This is a genomic window from Paenibacillus naphthalenovorans (assembly GCF_001465255.1).
Lineage (GTDB): Bacteria > Bacillota > Bacilli > Paenibacillales > NBRC-103111 > Paenibacillus_G > Paenibacillus_G naphthalenovorans.
This window is the reverse complement of the sequence record NZ_CP013652.1, coordinates 3,197,781-3,221,332: the sequence shown is the minus strand read 5'-3', so window position 1 is coordinate 3,221,332 and position 23,552 is coordinate 3,197,781. Positions and strand designations below refer to the sequence as shown.

Genomic DNA, 23,552 nt, shown 5'->3' with positions numbered 1-23,552 from the left:
GCGTTAGCGTGCCTAAACTCCCGCCATATTATAACAGTTGAGGGGAATTCCGTATAACGGAACGGGAGCCTTGTGAGGGCGCTTGCCGCGGATTTAAGATGAAGCTATGAAGGAGGAATAGCAGTGAATGTGATCAAGAGCGAATCCTTTGCGAACCATCTGGCCCAAGCGGAACAAACAGGAGCCGGCGTAGAACCGTTAACGCTTCTGGAGCCGAATATCACGATTGAACAAGCCTATCATGTCCAATTAAAAACCATCGAACGAAAAGTCGAGGCCGGGGCCAATGTCGTCGGCAAAAAGATCGGTCTCACATCGCTTGCCATGCAAAAATTACTGGGTGTGGATCAGCCGGACTATGGCCACTTGTTGGATACCATGGCGGTGGAGAACCAAGGGATGATCCCGTTCGCCCGTGTACTTCAACCTAAAGTGGAGGCGGAAATCGCGTTCAAATTAAAGCGTGATCTGATCGGGCCCCGAGTGACGGTGACCGATGTCCTGCTGGCAACGGAATATGTGATGCCTGCCCTTGAGATTGTGGACAGCCGGATCAGGGATTGGAAAATCAGGCTTCAGGATACCATCGCCGACAATGCTTCTTCCGGTCTGTACGTGTTGGGCGGCAAACAGGTGAAGGTGCATGAAGCGGATCTGGCGCAAATCGGCATGGTGCTGTACAAGAATGGCGAAATGGTCAATACCGGCGTAGGCGCGGCGGCTCTTGGCCATCCCGCCCGCTGCGTAGCGTGGCTCGCAAACAAATTATTTGAATTCGGCATTGTGCTAAAAGCAGGCGAGGTCATTCTTTCCGGGGCGCTGTCAGCGGCGGTTCATGCGGAACCGGGAGATGCCTTCAACGCCAGATTGGCACATCTTGGCGAAGTCGGCGTAAGGTTCACGGACAAACATGATGCAAGGGGAAAGGAACGGCATGTCTAAGGTAAAGGCAGCTATTCCAGATTCAGGGAACAACGGCAAATCGACAAATAGAAAAATAAAGCAGCTTCGTTCTAGGAGGATGCTATGGATCGAAACCAATACATCAGCATAGCCCAGCGCTTAATCGATGCGGAAGTCGGCAAAAGGGAGGTTACGCGGATCACAACGGAGCATCCCGACCTGACGGTTGATGATGCCTACCGCATTCAAGAGGAGCTTGTCGGCATCAAGCTTGGGCAGGGATACCGGATCATCGGTACCAAAATGGGGCTGACGAGTCCTGCCAAGATGAAGCAAATGCGTGTGGAAGAACCGATTTACGGTTACATTTTTGATTACATGGTGGTTGACGGCAATGTGCTGAAGCTGAGCGAGCTGATTCATCCGAAGGTGGAGGCGGAAATCGCTTTTATTCTCGGCGAGGATCTGGAAGGCCCGGGGGTAACGATCGAACAGGTGTTGGCTGCTGCGGAGTACGTAGTTCCAGCTCTTGAGATGATTGACAGCCGGTATGAGAATTTTCAATTCACCCTGCCGGATGTCATTGCGGACAATACCTCTGCGTCGCGGGTGTTTATCGGTTCAGCGATGAGAAAGCCCGCGGATTTGGAGCTTGATTTAGTCGGTGTTACGCTGGCGGTTAACGGTGAACTGAAGGATTTGGGCTCGGGAGCTGCCGTGCTGGGCCATCCTGCCCAGTCGGTTGCGATGCTGGCCGGCATGCTGTCCCGCAAGGGGCTCAAGCTGAAGGCAGGCCAGGTCATCCTTACCGGCGGAATGACCGAAGCACTGATGCTTTCGCCCGGAGATACGGTTACCGTGAAGTGGGACGGTCTGGGAACGATGGAATTCAGAGTAGAGGAATAGCAAGTAACCGATATGCCAGGCAGCTAAGAGAGGCCGCTCCATAAGGGGCGGCTTTTCTCGTGGCCATAAATTTTGTCAATGGGTGCCGATTGACACTTTCAATTGGAGCATTGAAGAGAACTGCCTTATTATTGGAAGTAGAGAAAAGACCTTAGAGACTGGAACAAAAGGAGGAATTCCGATTGACATGTAAACGCTTTATCATCGACGATCCGGAACGCATGCTGTTTAAAGTAAGCCGTTCCGTTTTTACAAGGCCGGAGCTGTTGGAGAAAGAGAAAGAAACGATCTTTAATCAATGCTGGATTTATGTGGGACATGAATCGGAAGTAACGAAAAAAGGCGACTTCGTCACGAGAAATGTCGCGGGCAGACCGATCATTTTTAATCGGGACAGCAGCGGCCGGGTACATGCGTTCCTTAATACTTGCTCCCATCGCGGTGCGCTCGTATGCCGGGAAAGAGAAGGCAACTGCAAAACGTTCCGCTGCTTTTATCATGCGTGGACGTTCAGCAACAATGGGGATACCATAGCCATCCCCGGCGAAGACTCGTATCCGCCCGGATGGGATAAATCGCTTATGGGTCTGCACAGCGTTCCGCGCTTGGAAAGCTACAGGGGCTTCTACTTTTTGAATTTCGACAAGCATGCGGTTTCGTTGGACGAATATTTGGCCGGAGCCAAGGAATATCTGGATTTGATCGTGGATCAATCCGAAACCGGTGATATGGAAATCATTCAAGGCACACAAGAATATGACATGAAGGCGAATTGGAAGCTGCTGGTGGAAAACAGCTTCGACGACTACCATGTGGTGCCTACGCATATCACTTATTTGGATTATTTGAAGGATTCCGGTGTGGAGGTTGCGCTGCCCAAAGGCTTGTTGATGCCGGCGCACGGGATCGGCAAGCCGCTTGGCAACGGTCATGCCGTCATCGATAACAAAACCTACAGGGGAAGACCCATTGCAAGATGGATGCCCATCTACGGAGAGGATGCCAAGCCGGTGATCGAGGAGAAGCGGAAGGAGCTTGTGCAGCGTCTTGGCGAAGAGAAGGGGATGAGGATAGCGGAAACGAACCGGAATCTCGTCATTTTCCCGAATCTCGTGATCAACGACGGATCATCGATTACCGTGAGAACCTTCTACCCGGTTAGTTATAATCACATGAAGGTCACGGCTTGGGCCTTAGGTCCAAAAGAAGAAAGTCCGGAAGCGAGAAGAGTCAGACTGGACAGTTATTTGACCTTCTACGGACCGGGCGGATTTGCCACCCCCGACGATGTGGAAGCATTGGAGGTTGCTCAGCAGGGGTACGAAGCGTATCAAGAGGTGGAGTGGTCCGACATTTCGCGCGGCTTGCACAAAGAAGAACAACTGAATACGGACGAAATCCATCTGCGGACGTTCTGGAGAAGATGGAACGAATTGATGACAGGCGAGACCACACCGGGTACAAACTAAAGTACATGCGGCCAGGAGGAATGTTCATGAGCGCAAGGACGACAACGCAGGATTTTGAGCGATCTGATATTGAAGATTTTTTGTATCACGAAGCTTATTTATTGGACGAATGGCGGCTGGACGAATGGGGGGAGCTGTTGACGGAGGATGCCTGGTATCTTGTTCCTCCCAATGATGTGCCCAGAGGGAACCCGGAAAATACGCTGTTTCATGTCGCGGATAACATTGACCGCATCCGTTCGCGAATCAAAAGATTGAAGAGCCGCCACGCCCATGCGGAAAATCCGCATTCCCGTACAAGAAGGCTGATTACCAATGTGCGGATTACGGCCCGCGATAGCGAGATGATTTCCGCCTCCGCCAATTTTATGGTCATGCGGTACAGGAGGAACGAACAGATCAGGCAGTATGTCGGCGTGTACGAATATAAATTGGCGGTCCGGGACGGGCAGTTGAAAATTGCTGAGCGCAAGGCGATATTGGATGCCGAGGAATTAGGGCAACTGGGATCGGTAAGCATTTTACTGTAAATCGTTAACGAAATCCTGAACGAAATGGGAGGATGATCTATGCTTCGCTATACAAAGCTTGGTTATATTGCAGTCAATGTAACGGACGTTGAGCGCAGCGCGAATTTTTACCGGGACATGGTTTGTTTGGATCAGGTGGGGGAAATCAGGGAGGATATCGCCTTCCTGTCGTCCAGCTCCGATTACCACAATCTGATTCTGAATCAATCCGACAAACCGGGACTCAAGAGAATCGCTTTTGAAATGGAAAGCACACAGCAGCTCGAAAAAGCCTTTGAACTTCTGGAGAAATCCGGATGTCATCCGGCGGAGGTAGATCAAGCGGAAAGATCCCTGCTCAAAATCGATAAGGCGTTCCGGTTCAAGGATCCCAACGGAGTCACTTTCGAATTGTACAATCGGATGCTGCAAAGAGCCAAGCCTTATCAACCCGATCCCATTAAAGTGTTGAAGCTGGACCATATCGTGCTGCGGGTGCCTGACTTTCAGGAGACGGTGCGCTTTTTTACCGATGTGTTGAACTTTAAAATATCCGACACGCGCCATAAACCGGATGGCGAGATGTATTTTGCCTTTATGCGCTGTTTTCCTAACCCGTATCATCATTCCTTCGGCATAGCTCAAGGCGATGACCTCCGCATGTTTCATATTGCCTTCAAGGTGGCGGATATCAACGATGTGGGAACCGCGAGAAACCGACTTCTGAATTATAACGTGCCGGTGATTTTCGGGCCCGGCCGTCACTTGGCTTCAGGCAGTATTTTTATGTACTTTCTGGATCCTGACGGCTTGACCCTGGAATATACGCTGGGCATGGAGGAATTTCCGGAGGAGAACCCGCGGGAGCCCAGAATGCTGGACAACACGCTGCGCACCACGGATATGTGGGAAGGTGCTTCCGACCCTCGGATCGGGAAAGTGGGCCACGTAGAAGTGTAATTCGAGAATGAAGGAGATGAATGACCCTTGTCCAAACGAAATTTAAAAATCGGAAGTACGTTTTACCTGCATACGATGCCTTTGCTTCACCATGCCATTGAAACGAAGGGGTTCGATTATACCGCGGAGAATGTCAAAACCATTGACGAATGCACCTTGCGGACTTTAAAAGGGGATTTTGACATCGGAGAAATGTCTTTGGCGACCTTCCTCAAAGTACAGGAAACCGATTCGAGCTTGAAGGCGCTGCCGGTATTTGCCCGGAAAATTCCTCAAGTCTATGCCTTTTGCTCCAGGGAATCCGGCTTAAACAGCTATAAAGATTTAAGAGGGAAGAAAGTAGCCGTATTTCAATATTGGGTTACCGCCTCCATTTGGCACAGATGGCTGCTGACCCATCATTACGGAGTAGACGCGAAGGATATCATTTGGTGCCCGCTTCGTAAGGACCGAATGGATAACATGCCTTATCCCGAGGATCATCAGATCCATTGGGACTATGTGGAGGGGACGCCGGAAGAGCTGCTGCGCAGCGGGCAGATCGATTGCTTCTTTTATGCACGCAAACCGGATCGATTCGACGGCCTGCGCTGGTTATTCCCCCCGTCTCCTGAAGAACAGATTCAATTTGTTCACCATTCCGGAATCACTCCGATTACGCATGTGATGGCGATCAAAGATGAAATCGTGCAAAGCTCTCCGGAAATTATCGATGAAGTCATGGAGGTTTACGAGAAATCCAAGGCGATGGGTTACCGGGAAGCGGCCCACATGGCCAGCCTGTACCTGCCGTTTGCCGATTGGCATCTGCACCAAACCGAATCGGGCCTGGGGGGAAGGGATTGGAACGAGAACGGGTGGTCCGAAAACAAACCTATTTTGGAAACCTTCTATCAAGCATGCATTGAGCAAGGGTTTATTCAGCAGCCGTATGATTTGTCCGACAGCTTTATCCCTTATGATTATGAGAAATAGCATTCGACAGCAGGACTCCCCCATCGCGCAAAAAACCGGCTGCGGGATCACCCCAGCCGGATGCCGTAATGAGCTCATGCTATAATTGCTGAAACAGCTTCTTTGCGGCACAGACTACCGTTTCCCGGATTTCTTGCTGCAGCCGGGTTCCGAGCACCAGATAAATAGGGGCGCTCGGAAGCGGAAGATTCATCGGCAGTTCGACAATCGTTCCGTTTCTTAATTCTTCGCTGACGATCATTTTCTGCAGGAAAGCAACCCCGAGCCCTTTTCGGACCATCATTTTGATCCAGCCCAGGTTGTTGATTTCCACCGTCTGAATATCCTTCAGCCCGTTTTTTTTCAAAAATTGGTCTACCAGCTGGGTGGTCAAAAACGGCTTGCTGTACGTAATAATACGTTCTTTTTTCAGTTCCGCGGTGGTAATGGTTCCGGTTTGAGTCAAAGGATGCTCCGGCGCGCAGACCAAAATATTCTGTTCGTTTACAATATGGATGGCATCCAGGCCTTTGGTATCGGAAGCGGACTGTATATAGCCCAAACCGATATCTACGGCGCCTGAGCGGATATCCTCGAGTATTTCTTTCGTCGTGCTTATATTTACAGTAAAATCGATTTGCGGAAACACATTATAAAGCGCTTTCAAAAGTTCGGGCATAATTTCCACTCCCATGTGATTGGGACATGCGATGGTAATGGTTTTTTGTTCGTACGGCGGTTCCTTCAAGGCCAGCATGCATTTTGTAATATTGTCGTAAGCTTCGCGGAAATACGGCAGCACCTTTTCGCCTGCAGGGGTGAGGATGACCTTTCGTCCGCTGATTCGGTTAAACAGGGGATTCTGCAATTCCTGCTCCAGCATTTGGATGCGGACGCTGATTGTAGGCTGGGTAACGTATAATGCTTCTGCAGCGGTGGAGAAACTGCCCTTTTCGACAACCATCAGGAAGGCCTCAATGTTTTTTAACTCCATGGGTTAGGGATCACCTCTGTTGTGAAGATCATGCATCAGGGTACTGTCTTTTAATGTAATGCGCAGGACCAATGAGGTAAATACGGTTGTTCCTGTATGTGAAATCAAACTGGCGGGGAGGAAACATGTCATGGCCAAGCAGCAGGAAACGCTATCTTCCGTGCATAATGCGCTCCGCATTTTACGGGTCTTTACCTATGAAAATCCGGAAATGGGAATCAGCGAATTGAGTGCACACCTGGGATTGGCGAAAAGCACGGTGTTCCGACTGCTTCGTACGTTAAGTGAAGACCATCTGGTCGAGAAAAATAAAAAATCGCAGAAATACCATTTGGGATTGGCCGCATTGGAGTTAGGCTTCGCAGTATATCATGAAATGGAATTGCGCAAGGTTTCCCTGCCTTTGCTTGAGCGTTTGACGAAATCTCTCCGAAAGGTCGTGCATATGGGGGTCTATGATAACGGAGAAGTCGTTTATATTTGTAAACTGACTCCGGACGATCATTTGGGCACCATTACGCAAATCGGCCGCAGAGTTCCGTTCCACTGCACCTCTGTCGGCAAGGTCCTGCTCGCTCATCAGAGCGAAAGCGAAATATCCAGATTACTGCGGAACCGGTTAACCGCCCATACGAATAAAACGATTACCGACCCCGACCGGCTAAGAAGCTGTATGGCCGATGTTCATAAAAAAGGCTACGCCGTAAGCCATGACGAGCTGAAAGCCGGTGTCAGCTCGGTATCCGTTCCGGTCAATAACGATAACGGGGAAGTCATTGCAGCGATCAGCGCAGCCGGATCGACGGCGCATTTTTACGACAGTCAGATCCAGCGGTATATACGCGAGCTGAAAACGTGCAGCCGGATCATCACGGAACGGCTAGGGATGCAGGGATAAAACGTCTTTCTGACCCTCAAGGCGCATAAAGTGCGCCTTGAGGGCTTAATTTTTCGCGGGGGAAATCACGGCGGATTCGTAAGTCGTCGGATCATGTACCCAATGCTCCTCCAGCAGAAGGGTCTGAAGAACAGCCTGCTCCACCTCTGATTCCCCCCAGCCCAGCATGAGTTCAATGGCTTCTTCATTATCCATGACTTCAGTGAATACGTTGTGGGCACTAAACCAATAGCTGCGTTTGCCGGTCTGTTCGTTATAAAAACTGACGATACCCGGCCGAAACGGATGTTCAATGATTTTCATAACGGAATCCCGCCTTTTTGCGCTTTGTGACTCGTCATCGTAAAGCGTATATCTTTATCATAAGGGCGGCATCCGGGCTTGGAAACCGGTCTGTTCTTTTATACGGAATGAGTCCCGGGGGGAGTTTGTTTAAGATCCCAAATGTCTGTTGAGAAAATCCAGACTTCGCGAATAGGCGTCTCTGGACGCTTTGATTCGGTACGATTTGCGCGTGTCATTAAAAAAGGCATGCGGAGTCTCGTCGTAAACATGATATTCGAAGGATTTGCCGTGCTTCTTCATCGCCTCGGCAAAAGCAGGAATCTTCTCCGTAATCGCCGTATCCAGCTGCCCGTAGAAACCGATGACCGGACATTGTACCGATGCAGCGGTCTCTATTGCCGGCGGATTGCCGTAGAAGACCACGGCACAGGATAAACGGGGTTCGTGAACGGCAAAGTAACCGGATAAAGCACCGCCCATACAAAAACCTAATGCTGCGAATTTGGCTCCCTTGGTTGCGGCATATTGCTCTTGTACAAAACGGCTTGTCGCGAGTATCTGCTCCAGGTGCTGCGCGGGCGCAGTGGCGGCGAACATTCCTTCAATCGTCTCCATGATATGGTTCTGCTGTTCCTGAGGGTAAACGGAAAGTGCCTGATTCCTCACATGGATGTCCCGCCAACCGGGGGAAGGCAACTGCTCCATGAAGCTTTTGGCGGCTTCAATCCGTTCTGGCGTCAGATGCGCCGGACGTTGACCGTTGCGGGAGAAAAGATCCGGTGCGAACGCTGCATAGCCGGCTCTGGCCAACCTGTCGGCCACATCCTGAATATGCTCGTCCACACCGAAAATCTCCTGCAGCACCAAGACCGCAGGCAGGCCGGATGCAGGCTGAACCGGTTTAGCGGCATATCCGGTATATTCCCTTCGTTCGCCATATTGCACCCATTCCGAAACAAAACCCATGTCCAATTCCTCCTTTGAAATCCATAGCGTTGATTTCATTATTTTACCATTAATGTTTGCGCTGTGGCACACAAAAGTTCATAATTAATCTGCGAACACATCGACTGGAGGACTCGAAATGGAACAGAGCGAGAAAAAACGCAGGCTATTAATTATAGCCGTAGCCCTGGGCTTTATCTTAAATCCATTGAATACGACGATGATATCCGTAGCTTTTTCCCGTTTGCAGGACGATTTTGGGCTATCCTTCGCGGATATCTCCTGGCTGATTTCGACGTATTACCTGGCAAGCGCCATTGGACAGCCGGTGCTGGGGAAGCTGAGCGATATGTTCGGCAGAAAACGGATGTTTATCCTGGGCTTACTGCTGGTTACGGCGTCTTCCATGCTGGCTCCGTTATCCCCGGGCTTTCATTGGCTTCTGGCCTTCCGTTTCGTTCAGGCTATCGGGACTTCCGCGGTGTTTCCTTCAGGAATGAGCATGATCCGCAGCGTAGTTACGGAGAATCAGGCGCGTGCGCTTGGGATCTTATCGGTGTTCTCTTCCACTTCAGCTGCTTTTGGGCCTTCCATAGGCGGATTTTTGATTCATTATGGGGATTGGCCGGCCATTTTTTTAATTAATTTTCCCGTCATTCTCGTTTCGTTGATCTTGGCTGTCAAAGTCATGCCCGCGGATACGCAGCAGCCGGTGAACATGAAAATCGATTCATGGGGGATTGTACAGTTTTCTTTGCTGGTGTTGGTTTGGCTCCTTTTTCTGCTCTCCGTCAGCAGCGGGGGGCAATGGTGGCTGCTCGGTGCAGGCATGGCATTGGGATATCTCTTTTACCGGTTTGAGCTTCGTCAACCGCAGCCCTTTATTGATGTTCATTTCCTAAAAAGCAATCCTCATGTGACCCTGATTTACATTCAAAATATTCTGGTGAACATCGTGTTTTATTCCATCACTTTTGGAATTCCCATGTATTTGCAGACGGCCCGGCATTTTGATACCCAAGAAACGGGGCTGTCGATGCTGTTCCTTTCGGGCTTCGCCGTGGTGATTACCCCCCTGGCCGCAAGATGGCTGGATGCCAAAGGATCCCGGTATCCTCTGTTCGTCGGAACACTGACCGTCATCCTGGGAATGCTTTTGTTGATGACCGTTCAAGACGGCTCCGGACTGACCTGGTTCTTTGTCGCGCTCTCTTTTCTTGGCATGAGCACGGGACTCAATAATCTGGGCTTGCAGACCGTTTTATATTCATTCGTATCCATGGAAGAAACGGGGATTGCTTCGGGTCTTTTAATGACCTCCCGATATATCGGAACCATTTTTTCATCCAGCTTGCTCGGCAATGTTTTCGGTACGGAAATCGCTTCGAAGGAACTCCATTCCATGGCGCTCATCTGTGCTGTTATCGGCGGACTGATGCTGATTTTAACGGTCCGGTTACATCGGGTGAAAAGGGAAGCCCCGTCTTTTTTTCGATAGAAGATAGAAAAGTGGGTATATGGAACTTATAGATTTCCTTAATACGTTGGTATCGAAATTATCAATTTGAATGTGAGGAATTTATGAAATATCATTAGTGACATACTTGGAAATACAGCATTCAAGCATGCCCCAGGTTTGAACGGGGGCATGCCGGCCGATATGAAGCGCTTGCAGTACGTGGCGATATGGCCGAACCTTGATCTCCGGAAAATCCGATTCAACAGTTAAAAAAGCCGTCGTGTCCCCGTTCGGGTAACCGCTTCCATTAACGGAATGAAGGAGTGTATGGGATGAAAGGATTGGAAAGGCTCGATCAAACCGTGGTGCAGGAATTAAAAGAAAAGATCGCTCTGGGATGTAAAATTTTAGCGAAATTGGAGCTGTCCGATTATCTCGGACACGTCAGCGCCCGCATACCCGGAACAGACCTTGTGTTCATTAAAGCAAGGGGACTGGACATGGGAAACTTGCTGGATATGACGGCAGATAAAGTCGTGATGGTGGACTTGGAGGGAAGAAGGGTCGAGGGTCAGGACTTGAATCCCCCCGATGAAGTCGTACTGCACACGGAAATTTTCAAAGCGCGTCCGGAGGTGATGTCTGTTGTCCATACCCATCAGCCTATATCCACCATACTCGGTGATTTAGGATTGCGCATCCTGCCGATGCAGGGGGTCATGGCCGCCGTAGCCGCAAGAGAGATTCCTGTTTTTGAATCCTCGCTGAAAATCGTGACACATGAGCAGGGCAGAGGCGTGGCTCGGGCCCTGGGAGACCATTGGGCCGTTCATCTGCGGAATCACGGAATTTGCACGGTCGGTGACAGCATCGAGCAAGCTGTGGTGTTTGCCATATGGTTGGAGCACCAGGCCAAATTAACCTGGCAAGCCTCGGCGGCTGGAATTCCTCGCGGCATGAGCCAAGAAGAAGCGGAACTCCAGATCAAAGACGCTTTGGGGCCCATGGCAAGCCGGTGGAGATATTATTGCAGTTTGCTGGATAACTAGTTTCGGCAAAAATGTTTGCGCTTTCAATCATGTGGGAATGGAGGTTTTTTATGAGAAACGTCCAAAGACTGAAACTCTTTACCTTCATGTGCATATCGCTTGGCGTGCTGCTCCTTGTGGCAGGCTGCGGCAGCAGGGGGCAAACGTCGGGCTCACTGAGCGAAGGACAGCCGGAGGGTTCGCCCGGTGAAGGAAAAGCGGCAGGGCCACAAGTCTCGGTCAAGAAAATGCCGGAACAGCTGACCAAGATCAAAGTAGGCATTCCGACGCAAAATATCAATTTTTTGCCGTGGTACGCAGCGGTTCAAAAGGGTCTGTTCAACAAATATCATCTTGAAGTCGAGCTTCAAAGAGTGGAAGGCGGCGTGGTTGGTTTAAGGGGTCTGCAATCAGGAGATTTTGCTTTTCTGGGAGGCTTGCCGGAAGCCGCGATCACCGGCGTTTCGCAAGGCGCGAATGTAAAATTGATTGGCGCATTAACCTCGCAATCGATGTATTCGATCTTCGTTACCCCGGATATTCAGGACATTCAGGAATTAAAAGGGAAAGCGGGAGCGGTAGTGCAGCCGGGGAACGGAACCGATGTTATTTTGCGCTGGTGGTTGAAGCAGCATGGACTGGAGCCGGATAAAGACATACGGATTGTATCGGCCGGCGGTAATCCCGCACGGGTGCAGGCGATGAAAGCCGGTCAGGCTCAAGTGACCCTCCTGAGTCCGCCTACCGATTTGCAGGCGGAAGCTGCCGGATTTAAGAAAATCGGCTTGATTCGCGATGAACTGAAGAGCTATAACCATGATGCTATTGCCGCCAACGGAAAAATGCTGACCGAAACCCCGGAAATCGCCCGGGCGTTTATGGCGGCCACTGCAGAAGCCATTGACTTTATAAAGGATCCGTCCAATCGTTCCGAAGTGATTCAGATCGGGGTCAAGGCATTGGATTCCAGGGAGCAGGATGTGGCCAAGTCGCTTGAATTTGCGCTTCCTTCTTATGGGGATAAAGGAAGGCTGAATCTGGAAGGGATTAAATGGGCCATCGACACGGCCAGAGAAGCGGGAACATTGACCGAGAATATAAAGGTGGAAGATGTGGTGGATGAACAATATTACATGGAATAATTCATTTCATGACCAGGTTATAACATAACAGGAGGGGGTCCGTTTGAGAAGAAAAGGTTTCATCGGTTTACTTATCTCATGGATAGCGCTTGCGTGCGTGCTGGCTGCCTGTGGATCAACTGCGGCGCCGGTCGACAACTTGAAGGTAGGTGAGCCCAACTCAAAAAGCAAGCCGGACCAAGTCGTAGAAGTAAATATCGCTACCGTATCCAATACGATCGATTTTCTGCCGTGGCATGTAGCCGCCCAAAAAGGCTATTTTGAAAAACATCATTTAAAAGTCAATATCAAATCGGTGGACGGCGGGGTGGTTGCCTTACGGGGTCTGCAATCGGGGGATTTCCAGTTTATTGCAAGCCTGCCTGAATCGATCATCACTGCAGTATCCGAAGGGGCCAATGTAAAGGTCGTTGGCGCATTAAGCAATAAAACCTTATTCTCCATGTTTGTCTCTCCGGATATCAACAAGCCTGAAGATTTGAAGGGGAAGGCCGTGGCGGTTTTGCAGCCGGGCAACGGTGTGGACATCATTACGCGCTGGTGGCTGAAAAAGCATGGTCTTGAGCCTGATAAAGATGTCCGGATTGTTTCCGCCGGGGCAACACCGGCCCGATTAACCGCTTTAAGAAACGGTCAGGTGCAGGGGACGCTGCTTCAACCGCCTAACGATGTAAACGGCGAGAAGGCCGGAATGAAACGGTTAGCCGTGATGAGTGAAGAGCTGTTGAATTATAATCAGGACGTGATTGCCGCTAACGGTAAAGTAATTCATGATCAACCGGAAGTGGTTCGGGCTTTCATGGCCGCTACGGCGGAAGGTATACAATTCATTAAAGATCCTGCCAACCGGGAGGAGGCGATCAGCATCGGAGTGGCGTCGCTTGGAACCGATCCGGAAGTGACGACGAAATCTTTTGATTTTGCTTTGGACGCCATCCCGAAGAAGGGAAAGCTGAATGTTGAAGGGATGAAATGGGCTATCGATGCCGTCAAAGCCATCGGCGGAATCCGGAATGATCTGCCTGTGGAAGAGGTCGTGGATGACAAATACTATGCCGAATAAAAGGGGGACCGCCCCCCTTGAACGATAATTTTTAGCAAAGGAGCAATCGGATGACAGCAGCAGCGCCGTTAATGAACTTTGAGAATCTGAATGTCATATATAATCAGGGCGAGCCCAATCAGGTTCATGCCCTTCAGGATGCCTCGGGAGAAATTTATGAAGGCGAGTTTATTTCCATTATCGGTCCGAGCGGATGCGGTAAAAGCACCCTGCTGCATACATTGGACGGATTGATTCGTCCGGTGACCGGTTCCATTTATGTGAACGGACACCGCGTTGAAGGTCCGGGTGGAGAGAAGGCCATGGTTTTTCAGGATTTTGCATTAATGCCCTGGCATACCGTTTTTCAAAATGTGGCTTTTGGGCTAAGGCTGCAGGGCAGATCGGAAAAGGATATACGCGATCATGTCATGCACTATATCCGGATGGTCGGGCTCGAAGGCTTTGAAGGCAAATACCCTCATCAGCTCTCGGGCGGTATGAAGCAGCGGGTGGGAATTGCACGCGCTTTCGCCGTGAACCCCAAAATATTATTAATGGATGAGCCTTTCTCCGCCATTGACGAACAGACACGCGAGATTATGCAGGAAGAAGTATTGAAAATTATGTTTAAAGAGAAAAAGACGGTTGTTTTCATTACCCATTCTATCGATGAAGCGGTGTTTTTATCCAGCCGGATATTCCTCATGACCGTACGTCCCGGCCGAATTGTGGAAGATTTAAAAATTGACATCCCTTATCCCAGAACGCTGGAAACCAAATTGCTTCCCAAATATCAGGAATATAAAGCTCTAATTTGGAACCACCTCAAAGGGGAAGTTACCAGACAATATCAAAGGGGGGAAGTATAGATGGCAAAATTGGAATCGCTGAAGCCGGCTGCGGCCAGTCCGGTTCCCGCAAAAAAATCAAAATTATCTCCTGCCTGGTCTTATCCTCTAGTTACGATAGCCATCATTTTATTGGTATGGGAAATCTGTGGACAGATAGGGATGATCGATCCCTTTATGTTCAGCTGGCCCAGTAAAATCCTGGTGCAAACCTGGGGATTTATTATGAACGGAAGTGTGCTCAGGCATTTGGCCATAAGCGGTTTGGAAGCGGGGATCGGTCTGGCCATGGCTATGATCGGGATACCCTTGGGTTTGGTTCTCGGGTATTGGAAAAAGCTGGAGTATTCCTTTGATCCGATTATTACTGCGCTGTATACTACACCCGTAGTAGCCTTGACGCCGCTATTCGTATTGTGGTTTGGTTTGGATATTTTGTCCAAAATTATGATGGTTTTTACGATGGCGGTTTTTCCTATTTTGATCAATACGATGTCGGGAGTGAAAACAACCGATCCGTCTCTGATCAAAGCGGCCCGTTCTTATGGAGCCAATGAGTTTCAGATGTTCAAAGAAGTGATATTCCCTTCCACACTCTCTTATATCCTTACCGGAATACGGTTGGCTATCGGACGTGCGCTGATTGCGGTCGTTGTGGCCGAAATGCTGGCGGCCAATAAAGGGATAGGGTATGCCATCCGGCATGCATCCGAGCTGTTCCGTACCGCGGAATATTTGGGTTATGTCGGGGTTTTGATGGTCTTTTCCGTACTGCTGACGCAGCTGCTGAAGGTGGTTGAACGGAAAATTGCTCCTTGGCGCAGCTAGCCTTCATCGATAAAGCTTGTCATAAAGCCGCTCCGCGGTAACCGCCGGCCCCTATCCAAAGCTCCGGAAGAATCGATCTTCCGGAGCTTTTGGCGCTGAGTATTCCATTTCTATCTTTTCTCTTCCATTCTCAGCAGCAGAAAACCGCTCACAAACATCCACAGCGAGCCGATATAGAAGATCAAATCCAGCGTGAAGAAGTCGATCAGAACGCCTCCCGCGATAACCGCAAGACCGGAAAACAGGCCTATCCAGCCGTGGTAGGAGCCGATTTGCCGTCCCCTGACCGGGCCTTCCGTCACATCGGCCAACAGTGCCTTTTCGCCGGTTTTTTGCATAGCTCCGAACAGCCCCATCAGCACCTGCAGTACGTAAACCTGCCAAATCCCTGTCACCACGGGGAAAAACAGGAACAGCACTGCCATTCCCCAAGCGCTCCAGAGCAGCAGCGATTTCCTGCCGTATCGGTCGGACCAGGCGCCGAGCCTGGGTTGGAGCAGGGAGGAGCTGATGGTAAATAAGCCGTAAGCCAGCCCGTATTCGGTAAAACCAGCTCCGATCTCCTTGATGAAAATAAGGTAAAACGGAAAGACCAATCCGCTTCCGAACAGCGCCGCGCTTTGCGACAGCATCAGACTGCGGATGGCGTGTCCGCGATTTCTGGACAAGGGGTTATTTTCCATGATCGGCATACCTCTCGTAAAATAAATTTTGGAAAAGTCCGTTCGGATCATAACGCCGCTTGGCGTCGAAGAAGCTGTCCGCTTTGGGGTAGACCTGCCTCAATTGCTCCGGAGTCGGATACAGCTGGTAGGTTAAATAATACGTGCCGTTGTTTCGGATCACCGCATCCACAAGCTGCTGCGTGACTTTCTCGATGTGTGCCGTCCCTTGATCCGACAGCTTCTGATTGATTAAGATCACAACGGCGTAGCCGTCATGCCTTGCATAAGAGAGATGAGCTTCATCATTACTCCGGATATACCGAACCGTAGCATTCAGCAGATTGACCTTCTCCTGCCGCACGATCGTTCTTAGCTCGTCAACAAAAGCGGTAAAGCGGTCGGCGGGTACGAAATATTCCTGCAGGATGTCCGTGTCCGTGGGGGACCGGTGCTCCAGAAACTCGATATCGGGCCGCATCGCGTTGTTGCGCGTAATCAGTTCTCCCTTGGGCGCATCGGCAAACATCTTTTTTTGAACGCTCCAGATGAAGTCCTTGCCCCAATCCCATTTGCGCGACAAACCGAACAAAAATTTGTTGCGCTCTACGAAACGCTCCTCCTGCAGCTCGGCTAGCGCCGGTGTCGCTTTCATGTCGGTCCTGGTATATGTGGTTACATACATTTCGTCCAGCAGGCTGTCCGAAGCTACGGACAATCGCGCGATGGCCAGCTCCGTTTCCGGCCTGGACAAGATTTCATTCCGGAACCAGCCGGGGAACGAGCGGTAATCGGTCATAAACGTATCGATCCGGTAGACGGGATTATCCGTCACCCGGAGGTCCACATCGACAATGACGCCAAACAATCCGAAGCCCCCGATGGCAAGACCAAACAGCTCTTTATTCTCTTCTCTGCTGACGTTGAGCAGTGTGCCGTCGGCCGTCAGCAGCCGGAAGCTTTCGACCGTCTCAATCACCGGTCCGTGGTGCAGGTCTCGCCCGTGCACGTTCGAGCTGAGCGATCCGCCCACCGTAAAGATATTGGAGGATTGCATGACGCGGACCGACAGGTTAAGCGGATTCAAATAGTTCTGAATGTCGGCCCAGGTGGCACCGCTTTGTACGCGAAGGATGCGCCGCTTTTCGTCCAGGTGCAAAATCCGGTTGAATGGCTTCATGTCCAGTACGACCGCATCCTCATAGAACGTATGGCCGCCTTGGCTGTGGCCGGCACCGGCAATGGAGACGGGCAGTCCTTTTTCCGCGGCTTCCCGAACCGTATCCTGCAAGCTCTTGAGATCATCTGCCGGAACGATTTTCGTCACCTTGCGGGATAGAGTCCGGCTTACATCCGTCATCAGCAGTTCCGGTCCGCGGGACCAGCTTCCGTATACCGAGAAAGCAAACGACAGCAGATAGACGGCGATAAAAAGCAGATACCTCTTTTTCATGAAGGGATCTTAATCCTTTCCGTTAAATTGGGCTTATAAAGTTAGATTATCACATGACCGGCCGGGGTAAAAAGTGTAATTGGGGAATAATGGGTCTAATCAGGCAAGAAGTCGGGGGGCAAATGTAGGAAAATGAGGGGACGGAATCATGCGCTGCAACCTTTTGGCGAGCGGATACGTTTAGAAAGTACTCCGGAGTGAAATAAAAGCAAAGGTGGGATTATCTGATGTCGGTCAAAAAAATAGTTACTCTTTTGTCGGCCACGGCGCTTTTGGGCAGCTTGACGGCTGGCTCTGCATTTGCGTTCGATGATTTGAATCAGGATCAGAAAGCTCCGATATTGGCACTGAAGGATCGGGGAGTCGTCAGCGGTGTAGACGGCAAGCATTTTGTTCCGACGGGTAAAGTCAGCTATGCTCAAGCCGTTCACATGCTGGTTAAAGGGCTGGATCTCCATATCAACACCCTGCGGTTCCCTAAAGTTCCGCAGGCATCGGATTATTTTACGAATATTCCGAACAATGCCTGGTACGCCCAGTCGTTTGTGAAAGCGCATTTGAACGGTCTGCCGATTCCAAAGGATGTAGATCCGAACGGCACCATTACTCGTGAACAGTTTGCGGACCTGGTCATTCACGCTATAGATACCAAAGGGACCTTCCCTGTGATCAAAATGCTGATTATTATTGAGGACGGGAATGAAATTGATCCGAAGTTCCATGAAAGCCTGCAGCGGATCGTGCTGCATCAAATCGTCAAGCTGGGAGAGGACCGCAAATTTTATCCGAAGCGTGAGCTGACTCGCGGGGAAGCGGCAGTATGGGTGTACAAGGCGATCCGCTTCGTCGAGTCGCATGCGGAGCGTCCAGTGGAGCAGGAGCAAGTCACTGTAACGGTGGAGAAGGTGAGCGACGATGTCAACAAAGTCATCCTGTCCAGAGGCCAGAAGCCGACTGCAGGCTATGGCATTACGATTGACGGTATCCGGTTCGAACAGGACGGACGAGCGGTCATTACTTATTCACTGACCGATCCGAAGCCGGACAGCATGAACGCGACGGTGATTACGGAGCCTAAAGCAGAAACATATGTCTCCTCCAAATATAAGCCGGTGGCCGAACCAAGCTGGTTCAGCACGGACACGGTTGTGGAAGAAGCGGATAAATAAAAAGATTGAGGGTTGTTTACAAGCCGGCCGATTACTGACGAATTTCGTTCGTGATCGTCCGGCTTTTTCTCGCCGTCAGATGCGGGAATTCATAGAGGAAACGGACGGGGATAACGGGTATAATAGGTTTTAAAGCTGAATTACATACTAAACTTATCAATGCTGCAGATCACATAAGATATTTTAAAGGAGTGACCCGGGATGGATAAGCGGAATGAGAATGTAAACGGAGTCAAGCTAGCCTATATCGAGCGTGGAGAAGGGACGCCGGTGGTGCTGCTCCATGGCTTTTGCGGAAGCTCCGCATATTGGGAGGAGGTCATACCGCTGCTGGAAGGAAGCTGCCGGTTGATCGTGCCCGATCTGCGCGGACATGGGGCTTCCGCATCCCCGGAAGGCGCATATACGATGGAGACTATGGCTGAAGACATTGCCGGACTGCTGGAGAAAAGGGATTGCAAACAAGCTGTCGTTCTGGGACATTCACTGGGCGGCTATGTGACGTTGGCACTGGCAGAAAAGCATCCGGACAAGCTGCTCGGCTTCGGGCTCATACATTCTACGGCATTTCCCGATGACGAGAAAGGAAAGGAAGGCCGGTTAAAGGCGATGGAGACGATTAAAGAGCAGGGGCTGCCCGTTTTCCTGGAAGGCTTGATCCCCAAATTGTTCGCGCCGGCTCATCTTAAGACAATGCCGGAAGCGGTCGAAAAAGCCAGACAAATTGGCCTTGGCACAAGTCCGGAAGGGGCGGTCCGTACGCTGGAAGGCATGAGGATCAGGACGGACCGGAACGCCGTATTGTTTGGGGCGAGGGTGCCCGTACTGCTGGTGGCCGGAGCGGGCGATCAGATCATTGCGCCGGAGAGAACTTTTTCTGTGAGCGGGGAACATATCACCAGCGTAACCTTGGACGGCGCCGGCCATGCGGGCATGATGGAAACGCCTCAAGTTCTTGCTCAAGCGATTCTTGATTTTACAGCCAAGCTGTAACGGCAGCATGGAAGGAGTGAACAGTGACCGCATGGGAGATCGGATGAAGGAGCAAACGATAGAGGAGCTTACGGCAATGACGGACGGGCATCCGCTGATTTTTTATGACGGGGTATGCGGATTTTGCCAGCGGATCGTCCAGTTTATTCTTCCCCGCGACCGGAATGCCCGATTCCGGTTTGTCGCCATACAGTCGGATATCGGCAGGAAGCTGCTCCTTCATCACGGGATGGATCCCGATGCGTTGAGCACGTTTGTTTTATTGGATCGGGGCAAGGTGTACACGCGGTCAACCGCGGGTCTTAGGGTGCTCCGCGGTCTTGGCGGAGGTTGGCCGCTTTTGTACGCTTTTATGGCTGTGCCCAGGCCCATACGCGATGCGGTGTACGAATGGATTGCACGGCATCGGTACCGCTTCTTTGGCCGGAGCGATGCATGCCTGCTTCCTGATTCGAAGGCAAGGGAGCGTTTCCTTGACTATTGATTGTAGATCTTCCGTCCGTTTCTTGTTTCCTGCGGAATGCGGATCGTCAAAGCTTCCCGGGGAACATCGGCATATACAAAAGCAGCTGCCTGCGGACAGCTGCTTTTGGCGGATGAAACGGACCGTTACAGTTTCTCCAAAAAGTCCGTGACCCGTTCAACGTATTCTTCTTTCAGCGGGGGATAATTTCTGGCGTGCCCCTCCGCAGATGTTGCCCACATGTCAAACCGGTCCTTGTGCTTTTCCCAGAGCGATTCGCTGTTTGAAATCGGAATGGAAGCATCCCTGGTGCTGTGAATGAAAAGGATCGGCCTGGGGTAAATGCGGTCTACGGCCGCGAATCCGTCCACATGATCGGGGTCTACGCCGACAAGCCCCGGCAAAATGCCCAAAATGAGCGGAGTGAAGGGAAATTGCGGCAGGTTGGACCATACCGAAAGATGATCCTCCAGATAAAGTCTAAGATGGTTAAAAGGACTATCGGCTATGACACCCGACACGCCGGGCTCCTCGGCCGCCGCTATAAGGGACGTGCTCGCTCCCATCGAGTATCCCAGCAAAGCTATTTTCCCCGGATGATTGGCTTTCATCCAATCAATTGCACCAAGCACATCATATTTTTCATCAAATCCGATGGTGGTTTTGCTGCCCTCCGACTCTCCCGAGTTCCGGAAATCGAACATGAATACGCTGTACCCGCGATCCGTAAGGCGCTTGGCCAAGTCCAACGCTTCAGCACTTTTTTGCAGCCGATTCGTTCTGTACCCGTGGGTCATGATGATTCCGGTCTTGCCGGAATCTTCACGATCTATGGTTTTGCCTGGCAGAAACCAGCCTTTTAAAGTGATATCATCTCCCCGGCTTTTGAATTGAACATTCTCATAGGCCAGACCCAGTCGATCCGGCGAGTCATCCAGCGCGGCCGGTCCGGGATGGGTCAGCTGCCATCCGACATAGGCGGCTATGCCTGCGCAGGCCAGGAATACGAAGAGAAGCAGTCCCGCGGTCCACAGCCATATCTTTTTTCGGCTGCGGCGTGCCCCCGGAACTCTCGGTATTAGAGGAGTTGTTCTCATGCCGCGAGATTCCTTTCTGCTGTAGGGCTTTGATCGGTATTCTTTCACACATTATACGATATGCCGGAACCGGACAAAAGAATCCCAGGCCCGGCTTATTTAGCTCTCACGCCTCATTATACCGTACAGATAAGGGACACCCCATCCGATCAAAAACAGCCCTGGCGCATATAACGGTTCGGGCATCGTGCAGAGAGCGGGAACAGCAAGTACCGCCATACAAGCGGTATGAATCCGAAATCGGATGCTGCGGGCCGAACGGGCGCGTAAGTCCGCCGGCAGAGGGTAGATGAAGGACCAATCGGAATGGCGATGCATTTTTGGCAGTTCCTTCAACTGGAGGGCTAAGAGGCCTGCAAACAGGACGAACAGAAAACCGGTCATCCATTCGTCCCGGGCAAAAGAAATCAGCACCGCTCCCAGCAGCGACAGCCGTATCGTAATGCCGAACAACTCGGAACGAAGCCAAACTAAAGTATACATATAACGATACGTGTCCTGCGAAGCAAACCGGAATCCCCCAAGCAAGCGAAGAAGCTTCATCGGTGCAGGTTTGGGCCGCGGACGGCTTTGCACCTCCGATACATCAATGAATTGGTTCAGCAGACGAAAAATGAACGCGCGGTGCTTTTTCTCTGTATCGATCAACCGCGGCCAATGGAGGCTTGGTTTATCAAGCCAACGCAGCGTGCCGAATATCAGGAGCAGCGACGCCGTAACGATCAAAGTCCCGGTCCAAAGCGGCAATCGCAGAATCAGGTAGGCCAGACCTCCGGCAACGAGCCAGCGAAGCGCCGACCAGGATAGCGTTTGTAAGCGCTCTGTCCGTTTAAGCTCCTGCCATCGGCTGAAGAGCATGACTTTTTTTAGCGCTGCAAGTACGAGAAGAATGACCACAAAGCTTTTTCCGTCTCCGCCGGCCGAGAGGGCATACATCGGCCATACCGCCGTCCAGACGGCCAGAAGGGCCAGTGTCTGTATCCGGAACGCACGGGCGGTGGCCTTCTGCATATACGCGGACATCTCCGTCTCCATGGGAACCATATAGATGAGATCCGCTTCCTTCAGGTACGTCCGGATTGGAGACAGTGCCAGAAAAGGCAGCAACACAAGGGCCGCAAGCTCTCGGAAAGGGAAATCGGGAGGAGCCTCCGACAAAAACCGGGTGTAAAAATAAGCTCCGGCCAGGATCAACAGGACAATCAAGAGGGCCGCGCTTTGCAGCGCATACCCGATAAAGGGCCGGATTTCAAGCAAAAAATCGGACGTTCGTTTGTTCCACAGGCGGTCCGTATCTATGGATAGCTTGTGATGCTCCTGTTTGCTCATTCCACTTTCACATCCCGGGTTACCAGGCTGCAGAAGATATCGTCAAGGGAGGCATCCGGCATACCCGCTTGTTTGCGCAGGGCGTTCATGTCCCCGGCGGCGGTCATACGCCCTTGATGGAGCAGGAGAAAGCGGTCCCCGTACCGTTCGATGGTAGATAGGATATGGGAGCTGATCAGAATGGCCGCCCCGCTTTCTTTTACCTTGACCATCAATTCCAGAAGCGAACGGATGCCCAGCGGGTCCAGGCCGAGAAAAGGCTCGTCAATGATATAAAGCTCCGGCTGGACAAGGAAGGCGCTCATGATCATAACCTTCTGCTTCATTCCTTTGGATAAATGAGCTGAAAGCCGGTTCTGATAAGGCTTCATTTGGAATTCTTCGAGAAGCTCGGAGGCCCGCTGCTCGAAAGCGCCGTTTTCTAATCCGTAAGCCATCGCAGCCATTTCCAGATGTTCTTTTACCGACAGTTCTTCATATAACAGTGGGCTTTCCGGTACGTAGGCGTACGTTCGCCGATAAACCACGGGGGCGGTATCCAGGCGGACTCCGTTCAATCGGATTTCACCGGAGTGCGGCTGCATCAGGCCCAGAATATGTTTAATCGTGGTGCTTTTTCCGGCTCCGTTAAGCCCGATCAAGCCGACCATTTCTCCCGGACGCACCGAGAACGTCAAGTCATGCAGTACGGGCTTTTGCCGGCTGTAGCCGCCGGTCAGCTTTTCCACCTTCAACAATGGCTCCATGAAAGTAAATCACCTCGGTTTCTATTGTACCTTGTTTAGGCGGGAAAAGAAAAAAGCCGGACGGCATCTGTCATTGGGTAAATTTTCCTTCCCCCATTTTTTTACGGTGGAGGTCAGGAAAGATGGTTCATCCCGGCGTCGGATATGGTTTATAAAAAAACAGTTGCAATGTAGAGTTGTTTTGTGGTAAATTACATTTCGCTGTCAGTTGTAGCGCTTTAAAAGATTCTGAGCTATCGGGTTCGTCCCCTAGAATGGAAAAAAGAAGTGCTTGCCAAGCAGATAGTAAATGTGGTAAATTAGATTTCGCTGTTTGATTCGAACTGTTTTGAATAAGGCAAATTAAAACAGTTGCCAAACGGTACGGAGTTATGGTAGATTGATTTTCCGGCCGCATGAGACAAGCGGATCGGTGAAACCATAAAGTAATTGTCCTTTGAAAACTGAACAACGAGTGAGTGCGAAGT

The 23,552-nt window shown here is 51.0% G+C and carries 24 protein-coding genes; 16 read left to right on the top strand and 8 right to left on the bottom strand.

Annotation, left to right across the window (positions count from 1 at the left end; translation table 11 throughout):
* The first annotated feature begins 129 nt into the window (after nt 1-129).
* The 6 genes from IJ22_RS15790 to IJ22_RS15765 all read left to right on the top strand — a co-directional run bounded on the left by IJ22_RS15790 (nt 130) and on the right by IJ22_RS15765 (nt 5,722).
* Nucleotides 130-942: a 2-keto-4-pentenoate hydratase gene (locus tag IJ22_RS15790; RefSeq protein ID WP_235594356.1), complete on the top strand. Its 813-nt coding sequence runs from the start codon at nt 130-132 to the stop codon at nt 940-942.
* Nucleotides 943-1,026: 84 nt separating this feature from the next.
* Entirely contained in the window at nt 1,027-1,809 is a 783-nt protein-coding gene (locus IJ22_RS15785) for a 2-keto-4-pentenoate hydratase (RefSeq protein ID WP_062409502.1), read from the top strand.
* Between the two features lie 182 nt (nt 1,810-1,991).
* The gene (locus IJ22_RS15780) at nt 1,992-3,278 is read left to right on the top strand and encodes an aromatic ring-hydroxylating oxygenase subunit alpha (RefSeq protein ID WP_235594142.1); all 1,287 of its coding nucleotides are present in this window, start codon (nt 1,992-1,994) and stop codon (nt 3,276-3,278) included.
* Nucleotides 3,279-3,304: 26 nt separating this feature from the next.
* Nucleotides 3,305-3,808 carry an aromatic-ring-hydroxylating dioxygenase subunit beta gene (locus IJ22_RS15775; protein WP_062409500.1) on the top strand — a complete coding sequence of 168 codons (504 nt, stop codon included), beginning with the start codon at nt 3,305-3,307 and terminating at the stop codon, nt 3,806-3,808.
* Between the two features lie 39 nt (nt 3,809-3,847).
* Complete coding sequence (locus IJ22_RS15770; protein ID WP_062409499.1) at nt 3,848-4,747, top strand: VOC family protein; 900 nt, start codon at nt 3,848-3,850, stop codon at nt 4,745-4,747.
* Between the two features lie 27 nt (nt 4,748-4,774).
* Nucleotides 4,775-5,722, top strand: a complete 948-nt coding sequence (locus IJ22_RS15765) for a substrate-binding domain-containing protein (protein ID WP_062409498.1) — start codon at nt 4,775-4,777, stop codon at nt 5,720-5,722.
* Nucleotides 5,723-5,801: 79 nt separating this feature from the next.
* On the opposite strand, the gene IJ22_RS15760 is transcribed toward IJ22_RS15765, so the two are convergent.
* On the bottom strand, nt 5,802-6,695 hold the full coding sequence (locus IJ22_RS15760; protein WP_062409497.1) for a LysR family transcriptional regulator: 894 nt from the start codon (nt 6,693-6,695) through the stop codon (nt 5,802-5,804).
* A 130-nt stretch (nt 6,696-6,825) separates the two neighbouring features.
* Between IJ22_RS15760 and IJ22_RS15755 the strand changes: the two genes are divergently transcribed.
* Nucleotides 6,826-7,593: an IclR family transcriptional regulator gene (locus IJ22_RS15755; protein WP_062409496.1), complete on the top strand. Its 768-nt coding sequence runs from the start codon at nt 6,826-6,828 to the stop codon at nt 7,591-7,593.
* 45 nt (nt 7,594-7,638) lie between these two features.
* Here the strand turns inward: IJ22_RS15755 and IJ22_RS15750 are convergent, their stop codons facing one another.
* Nucleotides 7,639-7,896, bottom strand: a complete 258-nt coding sequence (locus IJ22_RS15750; RefSeq protein ID WP_054819222.1) for a hypothetical protein — start codon at nt 7,894-7,896, stop codon at nt 7,639-7,641.
* A gap of 129 nt (nt 7,897-8,025) precedes the next feature.
* A complete protein-coding gene (locus IJ22_RS15745; RefSeq protein ID WP_062409495.1) occupies nt 8,026-8,844 on the bottom strand; it encodes a dienelactone hydrolase family protein in 819 nt (272 codons plus the stop codon).
* A 118-nt stretch (nt 8,845-8,962) separates the two neighbouring features.
* Between IJ22_RS15745 and IJ22_RS15740 the strand changes: the two genes are divergently transcribed.
* The 6 genes from IJ22_RS15740 (at nt 8,963) to IJ22_RS15715 (ending at nt 15,173) form a co-directional block, all read left to right on the top strand.
* On the top strand, nt 8,963-10,321 hold the full coding sequence (locus IJ22_RS15740) for an MFS transporter (RefSeq protein ID WP_062409494.1): 1,359 nt from the start codon (nt 8,963-8,965) through the stop codon (nt 10,319-10,321).
* A gap of 293 nt (nt 10,322-10,614) precedes the next feature.
* Nucleotides 10,615-11,331: a class II aldolase/adducin family protein gene (locus IJ22_RS15735; protein ID WP_062409493.1), complete on the top strand. Its 717-nt coding sequence runs from the start codon at nt 10,615-10,617 to the stop codon at nt 11,329-11,331.
* Nucleotides 11,332-11,381: 50 nt separating this feature from the next.
* A complete protein-coding gene (locus IJ22_RS15730; RefSeq protein ID WP_062409492.1) occupies nt 11,382-12,452 on the top strand; it encodes an ABC transporter substrate-binding protein in 1,071 nt (356 codons plus the stop codon).
* Nucleotides 12,453-12,495: 43 nt separating this feature from the next.
* The gene (locus tag IJ22_RS15725) at nt 12,496-13,515 is read left to right on the top strand and encodes an ABC transporter substrate-binding protein (RefSeq protein ID WP_062409491.1); all 1,020 of its coding nucleotides are present in this window, start codon (nt 12,496-12,498) and stop codon (nt 13,513-13,515) included.
* Nucleotides 13,516-13,565: 50 nt separating this feature from the next.
* Nucleotides 13,566-14,366 (top strand): ABC transporter ATP-binding protein, encoded by an 801-nt coding sequence (locus IJ22_RS15720; RefSeq protein WP_062409490.1) that lies wholly within the window; start codon nt 13,566-13,568, stop codon nt 14,364-14,366.
* A complete protein-coding gene (locus IJ22_RS15715; protein WP_062409489.1) occupies nt 14,367-15,173 on the top strand; it encodes an ABC transporter permease in 807 nt (268 codons plus the stop codon).
* Nucleotides 15,174-15,283: 110 nt separating this feature from the next.
* On the opposite strand, the gene IJ22_RS15710 is transcribed toward IJ22_RS15715, so the two are convergent.
* Complete coding sequence (locus IJ22_RS15710) at nt 15,284-15,856, bottom strand: MFS transporter (RefSeq protein ID WP_062409488.1); 573 nt, start codon at nt 15,854-15,856, stop codon at nt 15,284-15,286.
* Complete coding sequence (locus IJ22_RS15705) at nt 15,846-17,288, bottom strand: FAD-binding oxidoreductase (RefSeq protein WP_062409487.1); 1,443 nt, start codon at nt 17,286-17,288, stop codon at nt 15,846-15,848. The genes IJ22_RS15710 and IJ22_RS15705 overlap by 11 nt, the downstream gene beginning before the upstream one ends.
* Nucleotides 17,289-17,515: 227 nt before the next feature.
* On the opposite strand from IJ22_RS15705, the gene IJ22_RS15700 reads away from it, so the two are divergent.
* From IJ22_RS15700 to IJ22_RS15690, 3 genes are all read left to right on the top strand, one after another.
* Nucleotides 17,516-18,457, top strand: coding sequence for an S-layer homology domain-containing protein (locus IJ22_RS15700; protein WP_062409486.1), 942 nt, complete (start codon nt 17,516-17,518; stop codon nt 18,455-18,457).
* Nucleotides 18,458-18,658: 201 nt separating this feature from the next.
* Nucleotides 18,659-19,450 carry an alpha/beta fold hydrolase gene (locus IJ22_RS15695; protein WP_062409485.1) on the top strand — a complete coding sequence of 264 codons (792 nt, stop codon included), beginning with the start codon at nt 18,659-18,661 and terminating at the stop codon, nt 19,448-19,450.
* A gap of 31 nt (nt 19,451-19,481) precedes the next feature.
* Entirely contained in the window at nt 19,482-19,934 is a 453-nt protein-coding gene (locus tag IJ22_RS15690) for a thiol-disulfide oxidoreductase DCC family protein (RefSeq protein WP_235594141.1), read from the top strand.
* Between the two features lie 125 nt (nt 19,935-20,059).
* Here IJ22_RS15690 and IJ22_RS15685 read toward each other — a convergent pair whose 3' ends face one another.
* The 3 genes from IJ22_RS15685 to IJ22_RS15675 form a co-directional block, all read right to left on the bottom strand.
* Nucleotides 20,060-21,010 (bottom strand): alpha/beta hydrolase, encoded by a 951-nt coding sequence (locus IJ22_RS15685; RefSeq protein WP_062409484.1) that lies wholly within the window; start codon nt 21,008-21,010, stop codon nt 20,060-20,062.
* A gap of 99 nt (nt 21,011-21,109) precedes the next feature.
* Complete coding sequence (locus tag IJ22_RS15680) at nt 21,110-22,339, bottom strand: ABC transporter permease (RefSeq protein ID WP_062409483.1); 1,230 nt, start codon at nt 22,337-22,339, stop codon at nt 21,110-21,112.
* On the bottom strand, nt 22,336-23,085 hold the full coding sequence (locus tag IJ22_RS15675) for an ABC transporter ATP-binding protein (protein ID WP_054819207.1): 750 nt from the start codon (nt 23,083-23,085) through the stop codon (nt 22,336-22,338). Before IJ22_RS15675 ends, IJ22_RS15680 begins: the two co-directional genes overlap by 4 nt.
* Nucleotides 23,086-23,552: the final 467 nt, after the last annotated feature.